The sequence below is a fragment of the Kordiimonas sp. genome (assembly GCF_048260245.1).
In the GTDB taxonomy this organism is placed as follows: domain Bacteria; phylum Pseudomonadota; class Alphaproteobacteria; order Sphingomonadales; family Kordiimonadaceae; genus Kordiimonas.
Genome location: NZ_JBLXGZ010000001.1, coordinates 234,305 through 258,786, shown reverse-complemented (window position 1 = coordinate 258,786; position 24,482 = coordinate 234,305). Strand labels below are relative to the sequence as shown.

Below are 24,482 nucleotides of genomic sequence, written 5' to 3'. Positions count from 1 at the left end.
TTGCCGAAGTTTTATCGCCTTTTCCTTTCTTAATGGCGAGAAGAAGCTTAAAATCGAGCTTTATGGTCGCTTATTCTAGTTCTGGATGCTTTTCCTATGTCAGATTCTGCTAAAACAGAGACAAATACTGTAGTTTTGCCGGTTCTTCCGCTTCGAGATATCGTGGTTTTCCCGCATATGATCGTGCCGCTTTTCGTCGGGCGGGATAAATCCGTGCGGGCCCTCGAGGAAGTGATGGCGAAGGACAAGCAGATTCTGCTGGTCGCCCAAAAAGAAGCGGGCGAAGACGATCCCGCCACCAAAGACGTGTTTGAGATAGGAACTGTTGCTAGCGTATTGCAGCTTCTTAAGTTGCCAGACGGAACCGTTAAAGTTCTCGTCGAAGGATTCCACCGCGCCGAGATCAACGAGTTCGTGCGGGAAGATGATTATTTTGAAGCGCAGGCGACCATGATCACGGCCGATGATTCAGATCCGGCGGAAGTCGAGGCGCTTGGCAGGTCGGTCGTGTCTCAGTTTGAACAGTATGTGAAACTGAACAAAAAAATCCCTGCCGAGGTTCTGGTTACTGTGGGACAGATTGATGAACCCGCAAAACTTGCGGACACAGTCGCAAGCCATCTTGCTCTCAAGATCGATGACAAACAGGCGCTTTTGGCGACAGCCTCTGTCGCGGAGCGGCTCGAGCGCATCTTCGGATTTATGGAAGACGAAATCGGTGTCTTGCAGGTCGAGAAAAAAATTCGGGGCAGGGTAAAGCGCCAGATGGAGAAAACTCAGCGTGAGTATTATCTGAATGAGCAGCTTAAGGCCATTCAGAAGGAGCTGGGCGAGGGTGACGACGGCCGTGATGAAATCATTGAGCTTGAAGACCGTATTAACAAGACGAAGCTTTCCAAGGAAGCCAAGGAAAAATGCCTAGCTGAACTGAAGAAGCTGAAGTCTATGAGCCCGATGTCCGCCGAGGCTACCGTCGTGCGCAATTTTCTCGACTGGATGCTCAGCGTGCCATGGTCGAAAAAGAGCCGGGTCAAAAAAGATATCAAATTGGCTCAAAAGGTTCTTGATACCGACCATTATGGCCTCGAGAAGGTCAAGGAACGCATCATCGAATATCTGGCCGTCCAGCAGCGTGCGAAAAAGATAAAGGGCCCGATCCTGTGCCTCGTCGGCCCCCCGGGCGTTGGTAAAACGTCGCTGGGTAAGTCGATTGCTAAGGCAACGGGCCGGGAATTTGTGCGTTTCTCGCTTGGCGGCGTGCGTGATGAGGCTGAAATTCGTGGCCACCGTCGCACCTATATTGGCTCCATGCCGGGCAAGGTGATGCAGTCTATGAAAAAGGCTGGCACAACGAATCCGCTGTTCCTGTTCGATGAAATTGACAAGATGGGGCAGGATTTCCGCGGAGACCCCGCATCTGCACTTCTTGAGGTGCTTGATCCGGAACAAAACAACAAGTTCAACGACCATTATCTTGAGATTGATTATGATCTGTCGAATGTGATGTTTGTGACCACAGCGAACTCTCTTCGTATGCCGCGGCCACTTCTCGACCGTATGGAGATTATCCATCTGTCGGGCTATACTGAAGACGAGAAAATCGAAATTGCCAAACGCCACCTGATCGATAAACAGGTCCGGGACCACGGTCTGAAAAAGGATGAATGGTCTATTTCCGACGGCGCGTTGAAGGATGTGGTGCGGTATTACACGCGTGAAGCTGGTGTGCGTAGTCTTGAGCGGGAGATTGCAAAGCTGGTCCGCAAAGCGGTGAAGGAAATCGTTGAGGGCTCAAAAGACAAAATTCAGGTAACAAGCCGGAATCTTAGCCAATATGCCGGTGTGCGGAAATACCGCTTTGGGCAGGCTGAGGAAGAAGATCATATCGGTCTCACCACAGGTCTTGCCTGGACCGAGGTAGGCGGCGAACTTTTGGCCATTGAGGCCGTGACTGTTCCTGGTAAGGGTTTGATCAAGCAGACCGGTAAGCTAGGTGACGTGATGAAAGAATCGATTCAGGCGGCGCGCTCATATGTGCATTCTCGCTGTGTTGATTTTGGTATTCATCCCAATGTTTTCGAAAAACGCGACATTCATATTCACGTACCAGAGGGCGCGACTCCAAAAGATGGGCCTTCTGCCGGCGTTGCCATGTGTACGTCGATCGTTTCCGTGCTTGCGGGGGTCCCGGTTCGAAAAAATATTGCGATGACTGGCGAGGTGACCTTGCGGGGCAGAGTCTTGCCGATCGGAGGCCTGAAAGAGAAACTTCTCGCTGCGTTGAGGGGCGGAATTACCAAGGTTTTGATTCCTAAAGATAACGAGAAAGATCTTGTTGAGATTCCGGACAACGTCAAGAAAGGCCTTGAAATCGTTGCGGTTTCAACGGTCGATGAGGTCTTGGAACATGCCCTTGCTGGTAAACTTGAGCCGATGGATTGGCCAGAGGAAAACCCGGCTAAGGACGTGCGTAAAGATGACGACGCTTCGGGTGAGGAATTGACGACTCATTAGCCCTTTGGTGCCCAATTGTCGAAAATTCAAGAAAAAAAAAGCTAAAAGCCGCAGTTTTCTGCGGTTTTTTGCTTTGACAAGCGGGTTTTTTATGGCCAAGATGCCCTCGCATTTCGGAACTAAACAACGAAATCAATCTCTTCAATTCCAGAGGGGGATACCTTGAATAAAAACGATTTGATCGCAAAAGTTGCTGAAGCAGCTGACCTGTCCAAAGCTGATGCAGGTAAAGCCGTTGACGCTGTATTCGATTCCATCAGCGGTGCGCTGGCTTCCGGTGGCGAAGTTCGCCTCGTAGGCTTCGGTACGTTTGCTGTCGCTTCTCGCGCAGCAACCAAAGGCCGTAACCCACGCACGGGTGAAGAAATCGACATTCCTGCTTCCAAGCAGCCTAAATTCAAGGCGGGCAAAGGTCTCAAGGACGCTGTAAACAGCTAAGTCTGATTACATGCACGATTTAAGAAGCGGCTGTGGAGAAATCTGCAGCCGTTTTCTTTTGAAAAAAATGCAAAAAAAGGGCTGGACAGTATGCGCGTTTCCTCCTAAAAGCGCGCTCACCACATAGCATGTGGGCGATTAGCTCAGTTGGTAGAGCATCTCGTTTACACCGAGAGGGTCGGCAGTTCGAGCCTGTCATCGCCCACCAAATTTTCCCCTTGAACACCAAGCTTGGGGACATGCCTTGTGAGGGCGATTAGCTCAGTTGGTAGAGCATCTCGTTTACACCGAGAGGGTCGGCAGTTCGAGCCTGTCATCGCCCACCATGGCTTTCTTTTCCATGCCTCCCATTTCTGTTAAAGGTACCATGAGATTGCATGCCCCTCTGGGGAGCTTTTGGAGAGGTCCGTGGATAATAACACTAATAGCGCAGGGCACGCGCCAGCGGTGCAGGACGGCCCTGTTGTCATTGAGGCTACGTGGGCCCCGAAAGACCCCCGCGACAAGCTCTATGACGATGACGCGACAGCGCGCGAGCGTACTATGTCGTTTATTCGAATCCTTGCAGCATTTCATCCCGTTCTGAACACCTTTCTGCTTACGGGTGACATGCTTGCACGCCTGCCAAAGGTCGTGCTGGGCATAATCTTTGTGATAACGATTATCTGCGCTCTTTGGTATTTTATCGGGTGAGGGTATACACCTTGCTTTAAGCACCAGATCGCAGCCTCAGGTGCAGCATTTCCAAGGCCTCGCGCGCTTTGTTCAAATAATCGGTAAAAAGATGATTGACACTCGGGCGCGCACGCCCTAAACACCCCCTCACGCAAGCGATGCGCGGGTGTAGCTCAGTTGGTTAGAGTATCGGCCTGTCACGCCGAGGGTCGCGGGTTCGAGTCCCGTCACTCGCGCCACTTGCATCTCTCCTTCGGGAGATCATAAAAGCCTCCGAACTTCTGTTCGGAGGCTTTTTTGCTTTCCAGGGCCAACGGGAAGGGGGGGCGCTAACTTAATGATTCGCCAGATAATTATAGGTGGGGCCTTTTAACAAGGGTAGCGTTAAGCGTGGTGTTGAACAGAGTTCTGCTGCACGGAAAAAAGTGTGAAAAAGTTGTCATTCAATGATTGACAAGGAGAGGGCAAAATCATAAAACCCGCTCCGCAAGCAGTGCGCGGGTGTAGCTCAGATGGTTAGAGTATCGGCCTGTCACGCCGAGGGTCGCGGGTTCGAGCCCCGTCACTCGCGCCACTTGCTTGAGGCTAAAAAACGCGCCACGGCATTGCTGGGCGCGTTTTTTTATTTCTTTTTCTTTTTTGCGTCAATTGGCCGCTTTTCCCTGAAAGTCCCGGCACGTAAGCTTTTCATTAAGCATTTGAAGGTCTATACTCCTGCGCATTCGCTTGAAGGGCAAATTCACCCTTTACTGTCGGCAGATCGGTCGATAAAAGGGCGCAGTAATTAGGGCCAATTAAACAAAAAGGGACTCCCATGGAGTCGTTGCTCATACAATATCTTCCGATCCTGATCTTTCTCGGGATCGCCATCGCATTCTCACTCGTTTTCGTCGGCGCGGCGGTGCTTATCGCGAAGCAAAACCCGGACGATGAAAAACTGTCAGCTTACGAGTGTGGCTTCGAGGCATTTGACGACGCGCGTCACCAGTTTGATGTGCGCTTCTATCTCGTGGCTATTCTGTTCATTATCTTTGACCTTGAGGTCGCCTTCCTGTTCCCGTGGGCTGTGTCTCTTGGCGACATCGGTGTCTATGGTTTCTGGTCGATGATGGTCTTCCTCGGCGTGTTGACGGTCGGCTTCATCTATGAATGGAACAAAGGAGCGCTGGAATGGGAGTAGTTCAACCAAACAGTCCCATGGGGCCGGATGGCACGGGTACACCGTCAGTGGATGGCGCGTTCCTCGCGTCGCTCAATGAAGAGTTGACCGAGAAGGGCTTTGTTGTGACCTCGCTGGAGGATCTCATCAACTGGGCGCGGACCGGTTCCCTGTGGTGGATGACCTTTGGTCTTGCCTGTTGCGCCGTTGAGATGATGCATTCCGGCACGCCACGTTACGACGTTGAGCGTTTTGGCTTTGCGCCGCGTGGTAGCCCACGACAGTCTGATGTAATGATCGTTGCTGGTACGCTGACCAATAAAATGGCGCCCGCACTTCGTAAGGTTTACGACCAGATGCCCGAACCTCGGTATGTGATTTCCATGGGTTCATGTGCAAATGGCGGCGGTTATTACCATTACTCTTATTCGGTAGTACGCGGATGCGACCGCATCGTGCCTGTCGATATTTATGTTCCTGGTTGCCCACCGACTGCCGAGGCGCTCGTCTACGGTATTTTGCAGCTTCAGCGCAAGATACGTCGGACAGGTACTATCAACCGGTAAATCTCATCCGAAACACCTTCTCAGTATACGTGAGGGTGTTTCGCTGTGTGCTTGCGGCAGATATCGCCGCACATCATAAAAGGAGCGCGAAAGCGCATGACCGATAACGCATTAGCTGGACTTGGCGGACACATCGCCAAAAGTCTTGAAAATGAAGTGGCCTCGGCGACAGTCGCTTTTGGCGAGCTGACAGTCATTGCCCGTGCCGATCAGATTCAAAAAGTCCTCACCTTCCTGCGTGATGATCAGGAATGCATGTTTAAGCAACTGGTTGATATCTGCGGGGCCGATTACCCTGGCAGGGCAAAGCGGTTTGACGTGGTTTACCACCTGCTCAGCATTCAATTGAACCAGCGGATCCGGGTGAAAGTGGAAACCGATGCTGACACGCCGGTGCCTAGCGTCACAGACGTATTCCCAGCTGCAGGTTGGTATGAGCGTGAAGCTTGGGATATGTACGGTGTTTTCTTCGCCGATCATCCCGACCTTCGCCGGATGCTGACCGATTATGGTTTTCAGGGGCACCCACTGCGTAAAGACTTCCCGCTGACTGGCTTTGTCGAAGTGCGTTATTCGGAAGACCAGAAGCGCGTGGTGTACGAGCCGGTTAAGCTTAAGCAGGAATTCCGTGACTTTGACTTCATGAGCCCTTGGGAAAGTGCAAAATATGTGCTGCCGGGTGATGAGAAAGTTGAAGGCGAGGCTGCGCCCAAAAAAGAGGGGGCAAAATAATGGCTGAAGTCGATATCAAGAACTATTGCCTCAACTTCGGCCCGCAACACCCGGCTGCGCACGGCGTACTTCGCATGGTGTTGGAGCTGGACGGTGAGGTGATTGAACGCGTTGACCCGCACATTGGTCTGCTGCACCGCGGCACCGAGAAGCTGATTGAACATAAACAATATCTGCAGGCCCTGCCGTATTTCGACCGGCTTGATTATGTCGCGCCGATGAATCAGGAGCATGCCTTCTGCCTTGCGATTGAAAAGCTTCTCGAGCTTGAGGTGCCAGAACGCGGCCAATATGTGCGCGTGCTATACTGCGAGATCGGTCGTATTCTTAATCACATTCTGAACCTGACCACGCACGCACTTGACGTTGGCGCGATGACGCCGATCACCTGGATGTTCGAGGAACGCGAAAAGCTGATGGAATTTTACGAGCGCGCGTCTGGTGCTCGTTTCCACGCGGCCTACTTCCGCCCGGGTGGTGTGCATCAGGACCTGCCACCTGATCTTCTGGAAGATATCATGGCATGGACCGAAACCTATCCGCAGATGATCGCGGATATGGAGGCGCTTCTCGTTGATAACCGTATCTTCAAGCAGCGCAACGTCGACATTGGCGTATTCTCGGCTGAAGAGGCGCTTGCGTGGGGCTTCTCCGGCCCTATGTTGCGGTCGACTGGCATGGCGTGGGACTTGCGCAAATCACAGCCTTACGAAGTTTATGACAAGATGGACTTTCAGGTAGCGATCGGGAACGCGGGTGATTGTTATGACCGCTTCATGATCCGTATCGCAGAGATGAAAGAATCACTCAAGATTATGCGACAGTGTATCAATGAGATGCCGGGTGGACCGGTTATGTCTGTGAATACCAAAGTCGCGCCGCCGAGGCGCGGTGAGATGAAGCGTTCGATGGAGGCACTTATCCATCACTTCAAACTTTATACTGAAGGCTTCAAGGTGCCTGAGGGTGAGGTTTACGCGGCTGTGGAAGCGCCCAAGGGTGAGTTTGGTGTGTATCTGGTATCTGACGGCTCAAACCGTCCGTACCGGTGCAAGATTCATGCGCCGGGCTTCTCGCACCTTCAGGCGATGGATTTCTTGTGCCGTGGGCACATGCTCGCGGACGCGCCAGCGGTTCTTGGCGCAATGGATATTGTATTTGGTGAGGTGGACCGATGAGTGCGGTAGCCCAAAACGACGATCAGAAGTTTGAGTGGACGCCTGAAAACGAGGCGCTCGCGCAGAAACATGTCGCGAAGTACCCTGAAGGGCGCCAGCAAAGCGCCGTGATGCCGCTTCTCGATATTGCGCAGCGCCAGAATGGTGGTCATGTCACGCAGGAGATCATGGAATATATCGCGGATTACCTCGATATGGCGCCGATCAAGGTGATGGAAGTCGCGACCTTCTATACAATGTATAACCACAAGCCGATTGGTAAGCACCACGTACAGGTTTGCGGTACGACACCGTGCTGGCTGCGCGGCGCTGATGACATTATGAAGGCGTGTAAAACCCATCTCGGTATTGAGAAGGGTGAAACGACCGAAGACGGCCTGATCACCTTGTCTGAGGTTGAATGCGCCGGGGCCTGTGTGAACGCGCCAGTGGTTGCCATTGGTGATGATTATTTCGAAGACCTGACTCCAGAGAGTATGATTGAGCTTCTCAACAAGCTTCGTAACGGCGAAGCGGTAAAACCGGGCCCACAGATCGATCGTCAGAACAGCGCGCCCTTTGGTGGAGCGACGACGCTCAAGGAATTCAAGGGTAAAGGGGAGGATGCATAATGCTTGCAGATAAAGATCGCATCTTCACTAACCTGTATGGTTTTGAAAGCCCTGGCATTGAAGCTGCGATGAAACGCGGCGACTGGGACGGGACCAAGGAGCTGATCGGTAAGGGCAAGGACTGGATCATCGGCGAGATGAAAGAGTCGGGCCTGCGCGGTCGTGGCGGTGCAGGTTTCCCGACGGGTCTTAAGTGGTCCTTCATGCCGAAAGAAACAGATGGTCGCCCGTCTTACCTTGTGATCAATGCGGATGAAGGCGAGCCCGGCACCTGTAAAGACCGGGACCTGATGCGTCATGATCCACACAAATTACTGGAAGGCTGCTTGATCGCTGGGTTTGCGATGAATGCCATCGCAGCTTACATCTATATTCGCGGTGAGTTTTACCGTGAAGCCGAAGCGCTTGAGCGCGCTATTGAGGAAGCTTACGCCAAAGGTTTCCTTGGCAAAAATGCCTGTGGTACCGGTTATGACTTTGATATTTATGTACACCGCGGTGCAGGCGCTTATATTTGCGGCGAAGAAACCGCATTGATCGAAAGCCTTGAGGGCAAGAAGGGCCAGCCGCGCCTGAAGCCTCCGTTCCCAGCGAACGTGGGGGTGTGGGGCTGCCCGACAACGGTCAACAACGTCGAATCGATTGCGGTCGCGCCGACAATCCTGCGTCGTGGTGCGTCGTGGTTCGCTGGGCTTGGCCGTCCAAACAACACAGGCACCAAGGTATTCTCCATTTCCGGCCATGTGAACAATCCGTGCAATGTGGAAGAAGAGATGGGTATCCCGCTCAAGGAGCTCATTGAGAAACACGCTGGCGGCGTTCGTGGCGGTTGGGACAACTTGCTTGCGGTGATCCCCGGCGGTTCGTCCGTACCTGTACTGCCGAAAGAGATTTGCGACACGGTGTTGATGGACTTCGACAGCCTGCGCGAAGTGCAGTCCGGTCTTGGTACTGCCGCGGTGATCGTGATGGACAAGTCGACCGATATCGTAAAAGCGATTGCGCGTCTGAGCGAATTCTACAAGCACGAGAGCTGCGGCCAGTGTACGCCGTGCCGTGAAGGCACCGGCTGGATGTGGCGAGTGATGGAACGTCTTGTCGAAGGCAAGGCTGAGAAATCAGAGATCGACACGCTTCTCGATGTCTCTAAACAGATTGAAGGTCATACCATCTGCGCCCTTGGGGATGCAGCGGCTTGGCCGATCCAGGGTTTGATGCGCCACTTCCGTCACGAAGTGGAAGCGCGTATCGATGCATATCATGCCAAAGCGGCTGAATAGAGCGCATGGCAAGGAGAGTTAGATGCCCACGCTAACCATTGATGGAAAAGAAGTAACAGTAGAGGCGGGTACCACCGTTTTGCAGGCGTGTGAGGAAATCGGTGTTGAAGTGCCGCGTTTCTGCTATCACGAACGTCTGTCTATTGCCGGTAACTGCCGGATGTGCCTTGTTGACATGGAACGTTCGCCGAAGCCGATTGCAAGCTGTGCAATGCCGGCGGGTGACGGCATGGTCATCCACACCAACACCGAACGCGTTAAAAAGGCGCGTGAAGGGGTGATGGAATTCCTGCTGATCAATCACCCGCTTGATTGTCCGATTTGCGATCAGGGTGGTGAGTGTGATCTGCAGGACCAGGCCATGGCTTTCGGTCGCGGCGCCAATAGGTTCGATGAGAACAAGCGCGCGGTCGAAGACAAGCACATGGGTCCGCTGATCTCCACCACCATGACACGCTGCATTCACTGCATGCGCTGTGTTCGCTTCTCTGAAGAAGTGGCGGGAGTGGATGATATGGGTGCACTGTGGCGCGGTGAACATTCCGAGATCACCACCTACCTGGAAAAAACGCTGGACAGCGAAATGTCAGGTAACGTGATTGACCTATGCCCGGTTGGTGCGCTTACGAGCAAACCTTACGCCTTCACAGCACGCAGCTGGGAGTTGAAGCACACCGAAAGCATTGACGTGATGGATGCTGTTGGCTCCAACATCAGCGTTGATACGCGCGGTGCCGCGGTGATGCGTATCCTGCCACGTCTGAATGAGGACGTGAACGAGGAATGGATTTCCGACAAAACGCGTTTTGTTTATGATGGCCTGAAGAAGCGTCGTCTGGACCGCCCATACGTTCGCAAGAACAGGAAGCTTGAAGAAGCAACTTGGGGTGACGCGTTTGAGGCTATCAAGAAAAAGCTGAAGGGCGTCAAGGGCGATGAGATTGCTGCGATTGTTGGTGACCTTGCCGACATGGAATCGATGCTGGCGCTCAAGGACCTGATGGCCTCGCTTGGTGCCAGCCGTATCGAAGGCCGTCAGGACGGCGCGGCGATTGATGCGAGCGTGCGGGCCGGCTACCTGTTTAACACCGGTATTGCGAACATTGAGGAAGCGGATTATCTGCTGCTTGTTGGCTGTGATCCTCGCAATGAAGCGCCGATTGTCAATACACGTATCCGCAATGCCGTACGACATCACGGCTTGAAAGTTGGCAACATCGGAAACGCTGCCGATCTGACCTATAAGGTTGAGGAGTTTGGCGACGACGCGAAAGTGCTGAAGTCGTTGACAACTGGTCGCCACGATGCAGCCAAAGCGCTCAAGGCCGCCAATAACCCGATGATTATTGTCGGGCAGGCGGCACTGGCGCGTGAAGATGGTGCGGCCATCCTTAAGGCCGTGCGTGATATCGCTGATCGCTACTGTATCCGTGAAGGTTGGAACGGCTTTAACATGCTGCATACCGCCGCGGCGCGTGTTGGCGCCATGGACCTGGGGCTGACCACAGACGGTGGTGTCGACGCCATTCTCGATGAGGCCGAAGCAGGCAAGCTGAAAGCGGTTATCCTGCTTGGTGCCGATGAAGTTGATACAGGCGCACTCAAGAAAACCTTCACGGTTTATCTGGGCACACACGGTGATGAAGGTGTGAAAAACGCTGACGTTATCCTGCCAGGGGCCGCGTACACCGAGAAATCAGGCACCTACATCAATACCGAAGGCCGGGTTCAGTATACGGGGAAAGCCCATTTTGCACCGGGTGATGCCCGCGAAGACTGGACGATCTTGCGTGCTCTGTCGGACATTATTGGCACGACGTTGCCATACAATACACTTGGCGAACTGCGAGCACGTCTAGCGGACGCTGCACCGGCAACGGCTGTCCGTGGTGAGCGGCCAAGTGAAGCTTGGGGTGATTTTGGTACCAAGGGCGATATCACGGAAGGTGGTATTGCACCGATTATCGACAATTTCTATCTGACCAACCCGATTGCCCGTGCGAGCCAGATTATGGCTGACTGTGTTGCAGCGCGCGGCTTCGAGGATGAGGAGGCGACGGGAACCCATGGTTGAGGCGCTTTATAACCTGTTCGGTGGCGAAGGACCGTTCCTCTATTTCCTTGCGATCACCGCTTCGATCCTTGCGGTCGTGCTACCGCTGACTATCGCGGTTGCCTTTGCGGTCTATTTTGACCGCAAGATCTGGGCGGCGGTGCAGATGCGCCGCGGACCCAACGTGGTTGGTCCATTTGGGCTGTTGCAGTCTTTTGCGGATGGGATCAAGCTGTTTCTGAAGGAAACCATTGTCCCCGCAGGGGCCAATAAGGCCATCTTCCTGATGGCGCCGATGATTACTTTCACCCTGGCTCTGATCTCTTGGGCTGTGATCCCGTTTGACGAAGGCATGGCGCTCTCCGACCTGAACGTAGGTGTCTTGTATATTCTCGCGATCTCGTCATTGGGTGTTTACGGCATTATCATGTCGGGCTGGGCATCAAACAGCCGGTATGCCTTCCTTGGCGGCCTTCGCTCCGCAGCACAAATGGTATCCTACGAGGTTTCCATCGGCTTTGTTTTGGTCTGTGTACTTGTCAAAGTAGGTTCGCTAAACCTTAGTGATGTTGTGTTCGCGCAGGAAGGTGGGGTGCTGGCATGGCATTTCATACCTTTCTTCCCGATCTTCATCATCTTCTTCATTTCGGCACTGGCGGAAACCAACCGTCCACCGTTCGATCTTCCGGAAGCGGAAGCTGAGCTTGTGGCAGGTTACCAGGTTGAATATTCGTCGATGGCGTTTGCGCTCTTTTTCCTTGGTGAATACGCAAACATCCTATTGATGTCGGTGGTGATGGCGATCCTGTTTTTTGGCGGTTGGTATGCACCGATCCCGGCGCTTGAATTTATCCCCGGCTTCTTCTGGTTATTTGCCAAAACCGCTATCTTCTTCTGGCTGTTTGCGATGGTGAAGGCCTTTGTGCCGCGCTACCGCTACGACCAGTTGATGCGCCTTGGCTGGAAGGTATTTTTGCCGCTGTCACTGGCATTTGTCGTAATTTATTCGGGCATTATGGTCGCGTTTGACCTGTTGCCCACCAACGGATAACGGAGAGGCTTGAAGAATGACTGCTATCGTACAAGCCGCTAAAAGCTTGCTGTTGAAGGAATTTTGGGCAGCCTTGGTGCTGACAACCAAATATTTCTTTCGTCCGAAAGTGACGATCAACTACCCTTATGAAAAGGGGCCGTTGTCGCCTCGTTTCCGGGGGGAGCACGCACTTCGTCGTTATCCTAACGGGGAAGAACGTTGTATCGCGTGCAAATTGTGTGAGGCTATCTGCCCGGCACAGGCGATCACGATTGAGGCCGAGCCACGTGAAGATGGTTCCCGCCGCACCACACGATATGACATCGACATGACCAAATGTATTTACTGCGGCTTCTGTCAAGAAGCCTGCCCGGTGGATGCTATTGTCGAAGGTCCGAATTTCGAATTCGCGACCGAGACCCGTGAGGAACTGATGTATAACAAGGATAAGCTGCTCGCCAATGGTGAGCGCTGGGAGCGTGAGATCGCGGCGAATATCGCCCTTGACGCGCCGTACCGTTAAAGCAGGGGTGGAACACATGGATTTTGCTTCGACACTTCCTGCGGCTGCCTTTTGGTTGTTCGCTGCCATTACGGTCCTGTCGGGCCTGATGGTGATTTCATCTAGAAACCCGGTGCACTCTGTGCTCTGGCTCATTCTCGCCTTCTTCTCCGCCGCCGGGCTTTTTGTCCTGATGGGGGCTGAATTCCTCGCCATGCTGCTTGTCATTGTGTATGTGGGCGCGGTTGCAGTGCTCTTCCTCTTTGTGGTGATGATGCTTGACATCAACTTTGTCGAGTTGAGGCAGGGTTTTTTGCAGTATCTGCCTATCGGTGGTCTGATCGGGCTGATCCTGCTGGCTGAACTGGTAACCCTTGGCACGGCATGGACGTTTGGCAACGATGTGTCGCTGAATGTGGCATCACCGGCGCCCGCGCTTGAGCAGGTTGAAAACACGCGGGCATTGGGCTCGGTGATTTACACTGATTATATTTTCATCTTCCAGACAGCCGGGCTCATCCTGCTGGTTTCCATGATAGGCGCTATCGTACTGACGCACCGTGAGCGTGCGGGTGTGAAGCGCCAGAATATTGGTAAGCAGAACGCGCGTCGTCCGGAAGATGCCTATGAACTCGTTGATGTGGAAGTTGGCAAGGGCGTGCCCATGCCAACCAAAAAGGCTAGGGGACGATAGTCCATGACTATTGGGTTAGGACATTATCTGACGGTCGCCGCGATCCTGTTTGTATTCGGGATTTTCGGTATCTTCCTCAATCGGAAGAACGTCATCATCATTCTTATGTCGGTCGAGCTGATGCTTCTGGCTGTCAATATCAACCTCGTGGCCTTCTCAACGTATCTGAATGATCTTGTGGGCCAGGTATTTGCGATGTTCGTGCTGACGGTCGCTGCAGCTGAAGCTGCTATCGGCCTCGCGATCCTCGTTGTGTATTTCCGCAGCCGTGGTTCGATCGCGGTTGAAGATATCAACCAGATGAAGGGGTAGGGCGATGATGTATAAACTTATTGTTTTCCTGCCGCTTATCGGCTTTCTGCTTGTTGGCATGTTTGGTCGCAAACTTGGTGATAAAGCCAGCCAGTTGATCACATCTTCGCTTGTGAGCATTGCCGCATTTCTGTCGTGGATGGCGTTTGCTGAAATTGCGCTCAATGGCCAGCAGGCCAGTGTTCATGTACTGAACTGGGTGTCCTCCGGCACTTTGAACTTCTCATGGGCATTCAAGATCGACACGCTCACCGCTGTGATGCTGATCGTCGTGAACACGGTATCTGCGCTCGTGCACTGGTATTCCATGGGCTATATGCACGAAGATCCCGACAAGCCGCGTTTCTTCGCGTATTTGTCGCTCTTCACCTTTGCGATGCTGATGCTGGTGACCTCCGACAACCTCGTACAAATGTTCTTTGGCTGGGAAGGCGTGGGGCTTGCGTCCTATCTTCTCATCGGTTTCTGGTTCAAAAAACCAAGTGCAAATGCGGCTGCGATCAAGGCCTTTGTCGTTAACCGCGTGGGTGATTTTGGCTTCGCGCTTGGCATCTACGGTTGTTTTGTGCTGTTTGGTTCTGTTGAGTTTGATGTTATTTTCTCAAGCGCCGCCAACTATCAGAACGCAACCATGACCTTCCTTGGTCATGAATATCACGCACTGACAGTGATTTGTCTGCTGTTGTTTGTGGGCGCCATGGGTAAATCTGCCCAGCTAGGCCTGCACACATGGTTGCCTGACGCTATGGAAGGCCCGACACCGGTGTCGGCGCTTATCCACGCAGCAACCATGGTAACCGCTGGCGTGTTCCTTGTCGCGCGCTTCAGCCCTGTGTTCCAATATGCGCCGGATGCGCTGGTTGTTGTGACCGTGATTGGTGCGGCAACGGCTTTCTTCGCGGCAAGTGTCGGCCTCGTACAGAACGACATTAAACGCGTGATCGCTTATTCGACCTGTTCGCAGCTTGGTTACATGTTCTTCGCGCTTGGTGTCGGGGCTTATGGCGGCGCCGTTTTCCACCTGTTTACGCACGCCTTCTTCAAGGCTCTTTTGTTCCTCGGTGCGGGCTCCGTTATTCACGCGATGCACCATGAGCAGGATATGCGCAACATGGGGGGGCTTTTGAAGAAAATTCCGCTGACAGCAGGTGTTATGTTTATCGGTAACCTTGCGATCACAGGTGTTCCTCTGCTGTCCGGTTATTACTCCAAGGATATGATCATTGAAGCTGCGTATGCGTCTCACGCTCCGGGGGCCGAATTCGCCTTTGTGATGGGCATCGCAGCAGCGCTGATGACAAGCTTCTATAGCTGGCGTCTGTGGTTCATGACCTTCATGGGGGAAACCCGTGCGGATCACCATACATATGACCATGCGCACGAAGGTCCGTGGACCATTCGGCTGCCGCTTATTGTACTGGCAATTGGCGCTGTGTTCGCGGGCTATGTGTTCCACGGCGCATTTATCGGCGATGGTCGTGTAGCGTTCTGGAATGGTGCACTGGTAACAGCGGCTCACGATATTATGGAAGAAGCGCACCACGTGCCGCTTGCTGTCAAGCTTGCACCTCTTTGTGCAATGCTGATCGGCCTGTCGCTCGCGGCCTGGTTCTACCTTCGCAAGACAGACCTGCCACAACGTACGGCTCAGATGTGGGACGGCCTGTATGCCTTCCTTCTCAATAAATGGTACTTTGACGAGCTTTATAACTTTGCGCTTGTACGTCCGGCCTTCTGGCTTGGTCGCTTTTTCTGGAAGCGCGGGGACGAGCAGACCATCGATGGCTTCGGCCCCAATGGTGTGTCGTCTGCAATTGGCGCCATCGCAGCGAAGGCTCGCAAACTACAATCCGGTTATGTGTATCACTATGCGTTCGCCATGATTATTGGCCTCGCGCTCGTGGTGACATGGTTTATGGCCCAAAGTGGCGGACACTAAGGGCAGGGGATATTAAAGATGAATTTTCTGGAACATAACCTGCTCTCGTTGATGATGCTTGTACCAATGATTGGTGCAGCCTTTGTCCTCATCGTGCGTCACCAGGATAAAGAGATCGAGAAACGCAACATTCGGGGCGTTACACTTCTCGCGACACTTTTCACCTTCGCGCTCAGTATTTTGCTTTGGGTCGGATTTGACAGCTCGACCGCAGACTTCCAATTTGTCGAAAAGTATCAGTGGGTTGGTAACAGCATTAGTTATCACCTTGGTGTTGACGGTATCTCCATGCTGTTTGTGGTGCTGACGGCCTTCTTGATGCCGATCGTGGTGCTGGCAAGCTGGGAGGCTATCGAGACGCGCGTGAAGGAATATATGGTTGCCTTCCTGCTGCTTGAAACCCTGATGATCGGGGTGTTCTCTGCACTTGATATCTTCCTCTTTTACGTCTTCTTCGAGGGCGGGCTTATCCCGATGTATCTTATCATCGGCGTATGGGGTGGCCTCAACCGCATATATGCGAGCTTCAAGTTCTTCCTCTATACTCTGCTGGGCTCTGTCCTGATGCTTGTTGCTGTGTTCTATATGTTCACCGAGACCGGCACGACTGATATCCCGTTGCTGATGAATCATCATTTCGATGTGAACGTCCAGAATATACTCTGGCTGGCCTTCTTTGCGTCCTTCGCGGTGAAGATGCCGATGTGGCCGGTACACACTTGGTTGCCCGACGCACACGTACAGGCGCCAACGGCGGGTTCGGTGATTTTGGCCGGCGTGTTGCTGAAAATGGGGGGCTATGGATTCCTCCGTTTCAGCCTACCGATGTTCCCGGATGCCAGCATCCATTTCGCTTGGCTGGTGTTGGGCCTCTCGATCATCGCCATTATCTATACGTCGCTAGTCGCCATGGTGCAGGAGGATATCAAGAAGCTGATCGCCTACTCATCCGTTGCACACATGGGCTTTGTCACCATCGGTATCTTTGTCCTGAATACCAATGGTATCGAAGGGGCGATCTTCACCATGCTCAGTCACGGTATCGTCTCAGGCGCGCTATTCCTGTGTGTTGGGGTCATTTATGACCGGCTGCATACGCGGGAAATTTCGCGCTATGGCGGGCTTTCGGTGAACATGAAATTATATGCAGTGACGTTTGTCATCTTCTCCATGGCATCTGTTGGCCTGCCGGGCCTGAGCGGCTTTGTTGGCGAATTCCTCGTTCTCAACGGCGCATTTACCTTTAGCAGTTGGGTCGCATTTCTCGCGTCCACTGGCGTGGTGTTGGGGGCGGCTTACATGTTGTATCTTGTGCGTCGGCTGGTGTTTGGTGAGTTGGACAAAGACGACGTGAAGGCCATGCCAGACCTTACCTTGCGCGAGAAGGTTATATTTTTACCGTTGATCGCTGTTGTCTTCTGGATGGGGATTTACCCTAATAGCTTCCTCGATCCGATCCATGCATCGGTCGAAAATCTGATTGAAACCAAATTCCCCGCAGTTGTGAACGAGACGGTAGTCGGCGAGAGCGCCGCGGCCTTGACCGACACCCCTGCGGCTGAAGCGCACAATGACGCGCACTAAGGAGTATGTGAGAAATGACTGGTGAAATGCCAATCCTCCTCCCTGTGATGCCTGAACTGATTATGGGCATCGGTGCGATGCTGCTCTTGATGCTCGGCGTGTTCCAGGGGGACAAAAGCTACGGCCAGATGGCCAATCTCTCTATCCTGTTGATGGTGGTAACAGCTTTCGTGATGTTAACCCAAGTGGGCGGAGAACGTCAGCTTACCTTCGGCGGTATGTTCGTGACTGATGCCTTTGCCCTGTTTACCAAGACACTCGTGCTTCTGGGATCGTCCGTGGCGATTCTGATGTCCGCCAGCTACATGCGGCAGGCTGGCATTGCCAAATTCGAATATCCCATACTGATCCTGCTTGCCACACTGGGCATGATGATCATGATTTCCGCCAACAACCTCATGAGCCTTTACGTCGGGCTTGAGCTGCAGAGCTTGTCGCTTTATGTGCTTGCTGCGATGAACCGCGACCGCATCCGTTCTACCGAGGCCGGCCTCAAGTATTTTGTGCTGGGCGCGCTCTCAAGCGGTATGCTGCTCTATGGTATTTCCCTCATCTACGGTTTTTCGGGCACGACTGATTTTGATACGCTTGCAACCACGCTCAAGGCTTCCCAAGGCCCTGAAATAGGCGTGGTTATTGGCATGGTCTTCCTGATGGCCGGTCTCGCGTTTAAGGTTTCAGCGGTGCCTTTCCACATGTGGACGCCTGACGTTTATGAAGGTTCGCCAACGCCGGTAACCGCCTTCTTTGCTGCGGCACCAAAGGTGGCGGCTCTGGCCCTGTTTGTTCGCGTTATGATGACCGGCTTTTCTAGCATAGCGGCCGAATGGCAGCAGGTAGTGATTTTCATCTCGATCGCATCTATGTTGGTGGGGTCCGTCGTGGCGCTGGTGCAGACCAACATAAAACGCCTGATGGCCTACTCAAGCATTGGGCATATTGGTTACGCGCTCGTCGGTCTTGCTGCAGCGACACCTGCCGGCGTTGAGGCGCTGCTCATCTATATCGCGATCTATCTGACGATGACGCTGGGTTCCTTTGGCGCCATCCTGACCCTTCGCCGCAGTGAAGGTATGGTGGAAGACATCTCTGACCTGTCCGGTTTGTCTCAAACCAACCTGCCACTGGCGATTGGCATTGCCATTTTCATGTTCTCGCTGGCGGGTATTCCGCTTCTCGCGGGCTTCTGGGGCAAGTGGTATGTTTTCCTTGCTGCTGTTGAAGCTGGGCTGATCCCGCTTGCGGTGATCGGTGTGCTGACCAGTGTGATCGGTGCTTTCTATTACCTGCGTATCATCAAAGTGATGTTCTTTGACGATCCCGCGCCGGCATTTGAAAATACCCATGGTAGGGCAGTGTCTGGCGTCATCGCGGTTGCCGCCATTGTCAACTCACCGGTGAGCTATTTTGTGCTGATTGGGCCGCTGGTGGCTGCTGCAAGCTGGGCTGCCGGGTCGTTGTTGTTCTAGTGATTGACACCTATCAGGATTGGGGGGCCTCGACGCCGGCTGGTGTCGGGGCCCGCTTTTATGAAGAATGTGGTAGCACAAATGCCGTTGCGGCCACCTTCGCGCAGCAGGGTGAAGGGGGCCCGATTTGGGTCATCGCCGGGCAGCAAAGCGCAGGCCGGGGCAGCCGGGGCAGGGAGTGGACGTCAAAATCCGGTAACCTGTATGCCTCTCTTCTTCTACGGCCCAACCTTGAGCCCAAAGACCTAACGGCACTACCGTTCATTGCCGCACTCGCCGTCAGGGATGTCTTTATCGCTCACGGCGCCCCTGCCGATGAGGTGCGCTGCAAGTGGCCCAACGACGTATTGATAGGGGGCCGCAAAGCCAGTGGTATCCTGATTGAAAGCAGTGCAAAGTCTGGCGGCAAGTTGGACTATGTGATTATTGGCATCGGCTTGAATATTGCCTTCTATCCTGAAGGCGTTCAATTTCACGCTACAAGCCTCAGCGAGGTGGTCGGTAAGGAGCTGGCTGTAAGGCCTGTATTTGAATCACTTTCGCAAAGTTTGTTTGAGCGCCTAACAACTTGGAATACAGCAGATTTCCGGCCCATCGCGCAGGACTGGTCAACTGTCGCATGGGGGCTAGGTAAACACTGTACGATAAAAACAGTAACCGAGAGTTTTAGCTGTGTGCCGGAAAGGCTTGCCGAAGATGGTGGTATTGTGGTCAGGCTGGACGACGGACAAGAAAAGCGCCTATATGCAGGAGATATCTTTCCCATTGCGGGCTTGGAGTAAACAACATGCTTTTGACAATTGATGCTGGCAACACCAATACGGTTTTTGCACTAATTGACGGCAAAGACATTGTCGAACAGTGGCGTATTTCCACAGGCGACCAGCGCACGGTGGATGAATATATGGTTTGGGTCAGCCACTTGATGGCGCTGCATGGCCGCGACCCGAAAGCAGTGACCGGGGCAATTATCGCCAGCGTGGTCCCGCAAGTCGTGTGGCCGCTAACACAGCTGTGTAAAAAATACTTTAGTTGCGAGCCCTTGATCGTGGGGGCAGAGGGCGTTGAGCTTGGTGTTGACGTGCGCGTCACCAACCCGGCCGAGGTTGGCGCGGACCGGCTTGTCAACGCCGTTGCCGGGCACGAGCTTTATGGCGGCCCGCTTGTAGTGGTCGATTTTGGGACCGCCACAACTTTTGATGTGGTGGGTGCCGATGGTGCGTACCTGGGCGGCATCATCTGTCCGGGCATTAACCTGTCGCTTCATGCTCTCCATCAGGCTGCAGCCAAGCTGCCCCGCATTGCCGTTGCCCCGCCGTCGAGCAAACGGGTGACCGGCAAGTCGACGCTCGAGGCAATGCAGTCCGGCATTTTCTGGGGCTATGTCAGCATGATAGAGGGCCTTGTAGCCCGGCTGAAACTGGAACATGGCGAGAATATAAAAGTACTGGCGACAGGTGGCCTCGCGCCCGTGTTTGCTAACCAAACTGAGGCAATCGGCGATGTCGTCGGTGATCTCACGCTTCAGGGGCTCAGGCTCATTTACGAGCGGAATATTTAGGAGAGCCCATGGCTTATATGAAACCAGAAGATCCACGCCTTCTTTTTGTGCCGATAGGCGGCTCAGGCGAGATTGGGATGAACCTCAATCTCTATGGCCATCGCGGCAAGTGGCTGATGGTCGACTGTGGTATGAGCTTTGCGGACGATTATCTGCCGGGCGTGGATCTCATTTTCCCTGATCCGGTCTTCATTGAGGAAGAGCGGGACAACCTGATTGGGCTTGTTCTGACCCACGGGCATGAAGATCACATTGGCGCCGTGCCGCACTTGTGGCGGCGGTTCCGTTGTCCCGTATATGCGACACCGTTTACCGCTGAACTTGTTGCAGACAAGCTTAAGGAAGCTGGGCTGACCGATGAGGTGGAGCTGCACATCGTCGACGCGCTTGAAACACTGGAACTGGGCCCCTTTACCATAAAATATCTACCGCTCGCGCATTCGATCGCGGAAGGACATGGTCTCGCGATAGACACTTCTGTCGGCACTATCTTTCACACCGGCGACTGGAAGTTGGACGAGAATCCATTGATTGGCCCCGTTTGCCCATCACCTGCGTTATCTGCGCTTGGGGAACAAGGTGTGCTGGCCCTTGTGGGCGACAGCACCAATGTGTTTAACGCCAGTGAATCCGGCTCGGAAGCCGCTGTGCGTGAAAGCCTCAAGCAGCTTGTTGCCGATATGAAAAATCGGGTGGTCATTACCACCTTTGCTTCCAATGTGGCGCGGCTTGAAACCATAGGTGAGGTTGCCAAAGCGACCGGACGGCGCCTTGTTTTACTGGGCCGGTCTATGGAACGCGTGGTCAAGGCCGCAAAAGCTACTGGCTATCTAAAAGATTTCCCCCCACTTGTGGATGAGGAAGACGCAGATTACTTGCCGCGAGACGAAGTGCTGATCGCCTGTACCGGCTGTCAGGGGGAGCCTCGCGCGGCAATCGCCCGCATCGCCAGGGACGACCATAAACACTTGAAGCTGAGCCCGGACGACAATGTGATTTTTTCATCGAAGATTATTCCGGGCAATGAACTGGTGCTGGGGCAGCTTTTCAACGCACTTGCTATCAAACACATCAATGTGGTGACGGAAAAGGACGCTTTTATACATGTGTCCGGGCACCCGGGGCGTGCCGAACTCAAAAAAATGTATGAATGGACCCGACCGCTGTGTGCAATCCCTGTGCATGGTGAGGCCCGGCATCTGCAACGCCATGCGGCATATGCGCGCGAACTGGGCATCAAACATACCATTGTGCCCAAGAATGGCGATATCATCCAGATCAGTGCCAAGGGCTTGAAGCTGATTGACGACGCGCCGGTTGGAAGACTTGCGCTTGACGGTCGTGAGGTTGTCTCCATTGCGGATGAGGCAATTGCTGACCGCAGGCGTGTGGCCCTCAGTGGTTTTGTGACCGCGAGTGTGGTGTTCGACAGGGATGGTACGCTGGCTGCGGAGCCGTTGCTTGCACTTCTGGGAGTTCCACGTCAGGACGACGATGTCTTCTATGACGGTATGCTGGATGCTATCGAGGACGGGATAGAGCGGATGCCAAAACCGGCAAAACAGTCTGACACGATGGTGGAAGAGGTGATCCGCATCGCAGTCAGACGCTATTGCCGCCGCGAAGTCGGGAAAAACCCTGGTGTGGCATCGCTGATTAACCGGCGGAGCGAACTGGAATTCAAGAAATAAGGAAGTATGCGATGATCGGACGGCTTAACCATGTTGCGATTGTAGTACCGGACCTCGCAGCCGCGGCAGCAACCTATAAAAACACGTTGGGGGCGGATGTGTCGGAACCTCAGGATCTGCCCGATCACGGCGTGACGACAGTGTTTGTGAACCTGCCGAATACAAAAATAGAGTTGCTGCATCCGCTTGGTGATGGGTCGCCCATCGCAAAGTTTCTAGCCAGCAACCCGTCAGGGGGAATGCACCACGTTTGTTACGAGGTTGAGGATATCTACGCGTCGCGGGATAAGCTGAAAGCGGACGGCATGCGTGTACTTGGTGACGGGGACCCACGGATCGGCGCGCACGGCAAACCCGTGCTGTTCCTGCACCCCAAAGATTTCTGTGGTACCCTTGTTGAGATTGAACAGGTCTAAGCACAATGAATATTGCAACAATCATTCTTGTTTACGTTATCGCCTGGTGGATGGTGTTTTTTATTGCCCTGCCTGTTGGCATACGCTCACAGCATGAAAGCCCGGACGAAGCCGTAGAGGGAACCGAACAGGCTGCACCGGTTAACCCTAATCTTAAGAAAAAAGCATTTGTGACAAGTGTGGTCGCGATCTTCCTAACCGTGGGGTATTATTTTCTGGCGACATCAGGCGTTATCAAGTTCCGTACGCCAGAGAACTCACCCATCCATTCTTCAGAATCATCGAATAAAGAGTAAAGCCGGGAAAAGGCCTTGCCGGGAAATGAAAAAGCAAGGCGCGGAGCCTTGCTTTTCCAAATCAATTGACGGGCATCTTTTTTGGCCTGTCATATATCTTATTACGCAAAGTCCTCCCTGAGCGTGGGCCACATAAAGGCGTGAACCGTTCAGCTCTGCGCTGAGATGAAGCTAAGGGAAGGCGCGACCTGCTGTCATTAAATTAGAGACAATAAATGTGAGCCGCGCTGTTTGTTTGGTAGCGCTGTTGCAGCGATGCAACATTTGACGCGAAGCTCAGCTTTAAATTGCACAAAACACCATCAGCATTGCTCAAATTTACGCCACGGAGAAGAGAAAGCCGTTGCTATTCATCGTGCGGCCCGGCAAAAGAGGCTCTGGTTATGTTGGTTGCCGAGGACACCGGCTGTGCCGGAATTTTCAATTATGCTAATGAATAAAACGAGTAAGCCATGCGTTTAAGCCGCTATTTTCTGCCGACTCTGAAAGAAACTCCTGCCGAGGCCCAGATTGCCTCGCACCGACTGATGCTACGCGCGGGCATGATCCGCCAGGGTGCAGCCGGAATTTATAGCTGGTTGCCACTGGGCCTTAGGGTGCTTAAAAAAATTGAGCAGATTGTCCGTGAGGAGCAGGACCGGGCCGGTGCGCAGGAAGTGCTGATGCCGACCATTCAGTCGTCCGACTTGTGGGTTGAAAGCGGCCGGTACGACGATTACGGCAAGGAAATGCTGCGTATCGAAGATCGCCATGGCCGGCAGATGCTATATGGCCCGACGAATGAAGAGCTGATCACCGACATTTTCCGTAAAGAGATCAAGTCTTACCGTGATTTGCCGAAGAACCTCTATCACATTCAGTGGAAGTTCCGCGACGAAATCCGCCCACGCTTTGGCGTGATGCGGGGGCGTGAATTCCTGATGAAGGATGCCTACAGTTTTGACCTGACGGAAGAAGACGGCCGCAAGTCCTATAACGCCATGTTTGTGGCTTATCTGCGCACGTTCGCGCGGTTGGGCCTTAAGGCTATCCCGATGCGCGCGGATACAGGACCGATTGGTGGTGACCTGAGCCACGAGTTTATCGTGATCGCCGATACGGGCGAAAGCGAAGTGTATTTCGACAAGGCATTTGAGGCGCTTGACCCGATGATTGAGGCGGGTGACGGCGATGACTTACAGCCTATCGTCGACAAGTGGACCAGTATTTATGCGGCAACAGATGAAATTCACAAACCTGAAGATTGTCCGGTTGATGCCAGCAAGCTCGTGACTGGGCGTGGCATTGAGGTGGGGCACATCTTCTTCTTCGGTGAAAAATATTCCGCCCCGATGGGCGCCAGCGTGCAGGGGCCAAACGGCGAAACGACCAATGTACAGATGGGCTCATACGGGGTGGGCGTGTCTCGTCTTGTAGGGGCTATCATCGAAGCCTGCCATGACGAAAGCGGCATTGTGTGGCCTGAGAGTGTTGCACCCTTTAAGGTTGGCCTGATGAACCTGCGCACGAAGGATGATGAATGCACTGCCGCCTGCGACAAGATGTATGCAGAGCTTACAAAGGCCGGTGTTGAGGTACTTTATGACGACCGTGACCAGAGCGCGGGGGCAAAATTCGCCAATATGGACCTGATTGGTTTGCCTTGGCAGCTTGCCATCGGGCCACGTGGCCTTAAAAATGGCGTAGTTGAGCTCAAGAACCGTCAATCCGGTGAACGGTCTGAATTGTCGTCGGAAGATGCTGTCGCAAAACTGACGGCGTAACCATACGAACAGGGGA

The 24,482-nt window shown here is 53.5% G+C and carries 23 protein-coding genes and 4 tRNA genes; all 27 read left to right on the top strand.

Annotated elements, in window-relative coordinates; all coding sequences use genetic code 11:
• Window positions 1-96 precede the first annotated feature (96 nt).
• The 27 genes from lon (at window position 97) to proS (ending at window position 24,466) form a co-directional block, all read left to right on the top strand.
• Window positions 97-2,514 carry an endopeptidase La gene (gene lon / locus ACN0VM_RS01195; RefSeq protein WP_417448995.1) on the top strand — a complete coding sequence of 806 codons (2,418 nt, stop codon included), beginning with the start codon at window positions 97-99 and terminating at the stop codon, window positions 2,512-2,514.
• A 144-nt stretch (window positions 2,515-2,658) separates the two neighbouring features.
• Entirely contained in the window at window positions 2,659-2,952 is a 294-nt protein-coding gene (locus ACN0VM_RS01190; protein WP_417449033.1) for an HU family DNA-binding protein, read from the top strand.
• 132 nt (window positions 2,953-3,084) lie between these two features.
• Window positions 3,085-3,160: transfer RNA gene (locus ACN0VM_RS01185), tRNA-Val, on the top strand.
• Window positions 3,161-3,202: 42 nt separating this feature from the next.
• Window positions 3,203-3,278 (top strand) — tRNA-Val (locus tag ACN0VM_RS01180).
• Window positions 3,279-3,360: 82 nt separating this feature from the next.
• Window positions 3,361-3,645, top strand: a complete 285-nt coding sequence (locus ACN0VM_RS01175) for a hypothetical protein (protein WP_417448994.1) — start codon at window positions 3,361-3,363, stop codon at window positions 3,643-3,645.
• 144 nt (window positions 3,646-3,789) lie between these two features.
• Window positions 3,790-3,866: transfer RNA gene (locus tag ACN0VM_RS01170), tRNA-Asp, on the top strand.
• 258 nt (window positions 3,867-4,124) lie between these two features.
• Window positions 4,125-4,201 (top strand) — tRNA-Asp (locus tag ACN0VM_RS01165).
• A 240-nt stretch (window positions 4,202-4,441) separates the two neighbouring features.
• Window positions 4,442-4,807 carry an NADH-quinone oxidoreductase subunit A gene (locus tag ACN0VM_RS01160; RefSeq protein WP_417448993.1) on the top strand — a complete coding sequence of 122 codons (366 nt, stop codon included), beginning with the start codon at window positions 4,442-4,444 and terminating at the stop codon, window positions 4,805-4,807.
• A complete protein-coding gene (locus tag ACN0VM_RS01155) occupies window positions 4,777-5,352 on the top strand; it encodes a NuoB/complex I 20 kDa subunit family protein (protein WP_417448992.1) in 576 nt (191 codons plus the stop codon). The genes ACN0VM_RS01160 and ACN0VM_RS01155 overlap by 31 nt, the downstream gene beginning before the upstream one ends.
• A 96-nt stretch (window positions 5,353-5,448) precedes the next feature.
• Complete coding sequence (locus tag ACN0VM_RS01150) at window positions 5,449-6,084, top strand: NADH-quinone oxidoreductase subunit C (RefSeq protein WP_417448991.1); 636 nt, start codon at window positions 5,449-5,451, stop codon at window positions 6,082-6,084.
• The gene (locus ACN0VM_RS01145) at window positions 6,084-7,262 is read left to right on the top strand and encodes an NADH-quinone oxidoreductase subunit D (RefSeq protein ID WP_417448990.1); all 1,179 of its coding nucleotides are present in this window, start codon (window positions 6,084-6,086) and stop codon (window positions 7,260-7,262) included. Before ACN0VM_RS01150 ends, ACN0VM_RS01145 begins: the two co-directional genes overlap by 1 nt.
• A complete protein-coding gene (gene nuoE / locus ACN0VM_RS01140) occupies window positions 7,259-7,873 on the top strand; it encodes an NADH-quinone oxidoreductase subunit NuoE (protein ID WP_417448989.1) in 615 nt (204 codons plus the stop codon). The genes ACN0VM_RS01145 and nuoE overlap by 4 nt, the downstream gene beginning before the upstream one ends.
• Entirely contained in the window at window positions 7,873-9,153 is a 1,281-nt protein-coding gene (gene nuoF, locus ACN0VM_RS01135; RefSeq protein ID WP_417448988.1) for an NADH-quinone oxidoreductase subunit NuoF, read from the top strand. The genes nuoE and nuoF overlap by 1 nt, the downstream gene beginning before the upstream one ends.
• A 22-nt stretch (window positions 9,154-9,175) precedes the next feature.
• Complete coding sequence (gene nuoG, locus ACN0VM_RS01130) at window positions 9,176-11,227, top strand: NADH-quinone oxidoreductase subunit NuoG (RefSeq protein WP_417448987.1); 2,052 nt, start codon at window positions 9,176-9,178, stop codon at window positions 11,225-11,227.
• Window positions 11,220-12,257, top strand: coding sequence for an NADH-quinone oxidoreductase subunit NuoH (nuoH, locus tag ACN0VM_RS01125; protein ID WP_417448986.1), 1,038 nt, complete (start codon window positions 11,220-11,222; stop codon window positions 12,255-12,257). The genes nuoG and nuoH overlap by 8 nt, the downstream gene beginning before the upstream one ends.
• A gap of 16 nt (window positions 12,258-12,273) precedes the next feature.
• On the top strand, window positions 12,274-12,762 hold the full coding sequence (gene nuoI, locus ACN0VM_RS01120) for an NADH-quinone oxidoreductase subunit NuoI (RefSeq protein ID WP_262691575.1): 489 nt from the start codon (window positions 12,274-12,276) through the stop codon (window positions 12,760-12,762).
• A 16-nt stretch (window positions 12,763-12,778) separates the two neighbouring features.
• Window positions 12,779-13,435 carry an NADH-quinone oxidoreductase subunit J gene (locus ACN0VM_RS01115; protein WP_417448985.1) on the top strand — a complete coding sequence of 219 codons (657 nt, stop codon included), beginning with the start codon at window positions 12,779-12,781 and terminating at the stop codon, window positions 13,433-13,435.
• Window positions 13,436-13,438: 3 nt separating this feature from the next.
• On the top strand, window positions 13,439-13,747 hold the full coding sequence (gene nuoK / locus ACN0VM_RS01110; protein WP_417448984.1) for an NADH-quinone oxidoreductase subunit NuoK: 309 nt from the start codon (window positions 13,439-13,441) through the stop codon (window positions 13,745-13,747).
• 7 nt (window positions 13,748-13,754) lie between these two features.
• Window positions 13,755-15,686 (top strand): NADH-quinone oxidoreductase subunit L, encoded by a 1,932-nt coding sequence (nuoL, locus tag ACN0VM_RS01105; RefSeq protein WP_417449032.1) that lies wholly within the window; start codon window positions 13,755-13,757, stop codon window positions 15,684-15,686.
• Between the two features lie 18 nt (window positions 15,687-15,704).
• Window positions 15,705-17,270 (top strand): NADH-quinone oxidoreductase subunit M, encoded by a 1,566-nt coding sequence (locus ACN0VM_RS01100; RefSeq protein ID WP_417448983.1) that lies wholly within the window; start codon window positions 15,705-15,707, stop codon window positions 17,268-17,270.
• A 14-nt stretch (window positions 17,271-17,284) separates the two neighbouring features.
• On the top strand, window positions 17,285-18,739 hold the full coding sequence (gene nuoN / locus ACN0VM_RS01095; RefSeq protein ID WP_417448982.1) for an NADH-quinone oxidoreductase subunit NuoN: 1,455 nt from the start codon (window positions 17,285-17,287) through the stop codon (window positions 18,737-18,739).
• Window positions 18,739-19,521: a biotin--[acetyl-CoA-carboxylase] ligase gene (locus ACN0VM_RS01090; protein ID WP_417448981.1), complete on the top strand. Its 783-nt coding sequence runs from the start codon at window positions 18,739-18,741 to the stop codon at window positions 19,519-19,521. The genes nuoN and ACN0VM_RS01090 overlap by 1 nt, the downstream gene beginning before the upstream one ends.
• A gap of 5 nt (window positions 19,522-19,526) precedes the next feature.
• The gene (locus ACN0VM_RS01085) at window positions 19,527-20,300 is read left to right on the top strand and encodes a type III pantothenate kinase (RefSeq protein ID WP_417448980.1); all 774 of its coding nucleotides are present in this window, start codon (window positions 19,527-19,529) and stop codon (window positions 20,298-20,300) included.
• 17 nt (window positions 20,301-20,317) lie between these two features.
• A complete protein-coding gene (locus ACN0VM_RS01080) occupies window positions 20,318-21,991 on the top strand; it encodes a ribonuclease J (protein WP_417449031.1) in 1,674 nt (557 codons plus the stop codon).
• 11 nt (window positions 21,992-22,002) lie between these two features.
• Window positions 22,003-22,407 carry a methylmalonyl-CoA epimerase gene (mce, locus tag ACN0VM_RS01075; protein WP_417448979.1) on the top strand — a complete coding sequence of 135 codons (405 nt, stop codon included), beginning with the start codon at window positions 22,003-22,005 and terminating at the stop codon, window positions 22,405-22,407.
• Between the two features lie 5 nt (window positions 22,408-22,412).
• Entirely contained in the window at window positions 22,413-22,703 is a 291-nt protein-coding gene (locus tag ACN0VM_RS01070) for a DUF1467 family protein (protein ID WP_417448978.1), read from the top strand.
• A 452-nt stretch (window positions 22,704-23,155) separates the two neighbouring features.
• Complete coding sequence (gene proS, locus ACN0VM_RS01065) at window positions 23,156-24,466, top strand: proline--tRNA ligase (RefSeq protein WP_417448977.1); 1,311 nt, start codon at window positions 23,156-23,158, stop codon at window positions 24,464-24,466.
• Window positions 24,467-24,482: the final 16 nt, after the last annotated feature.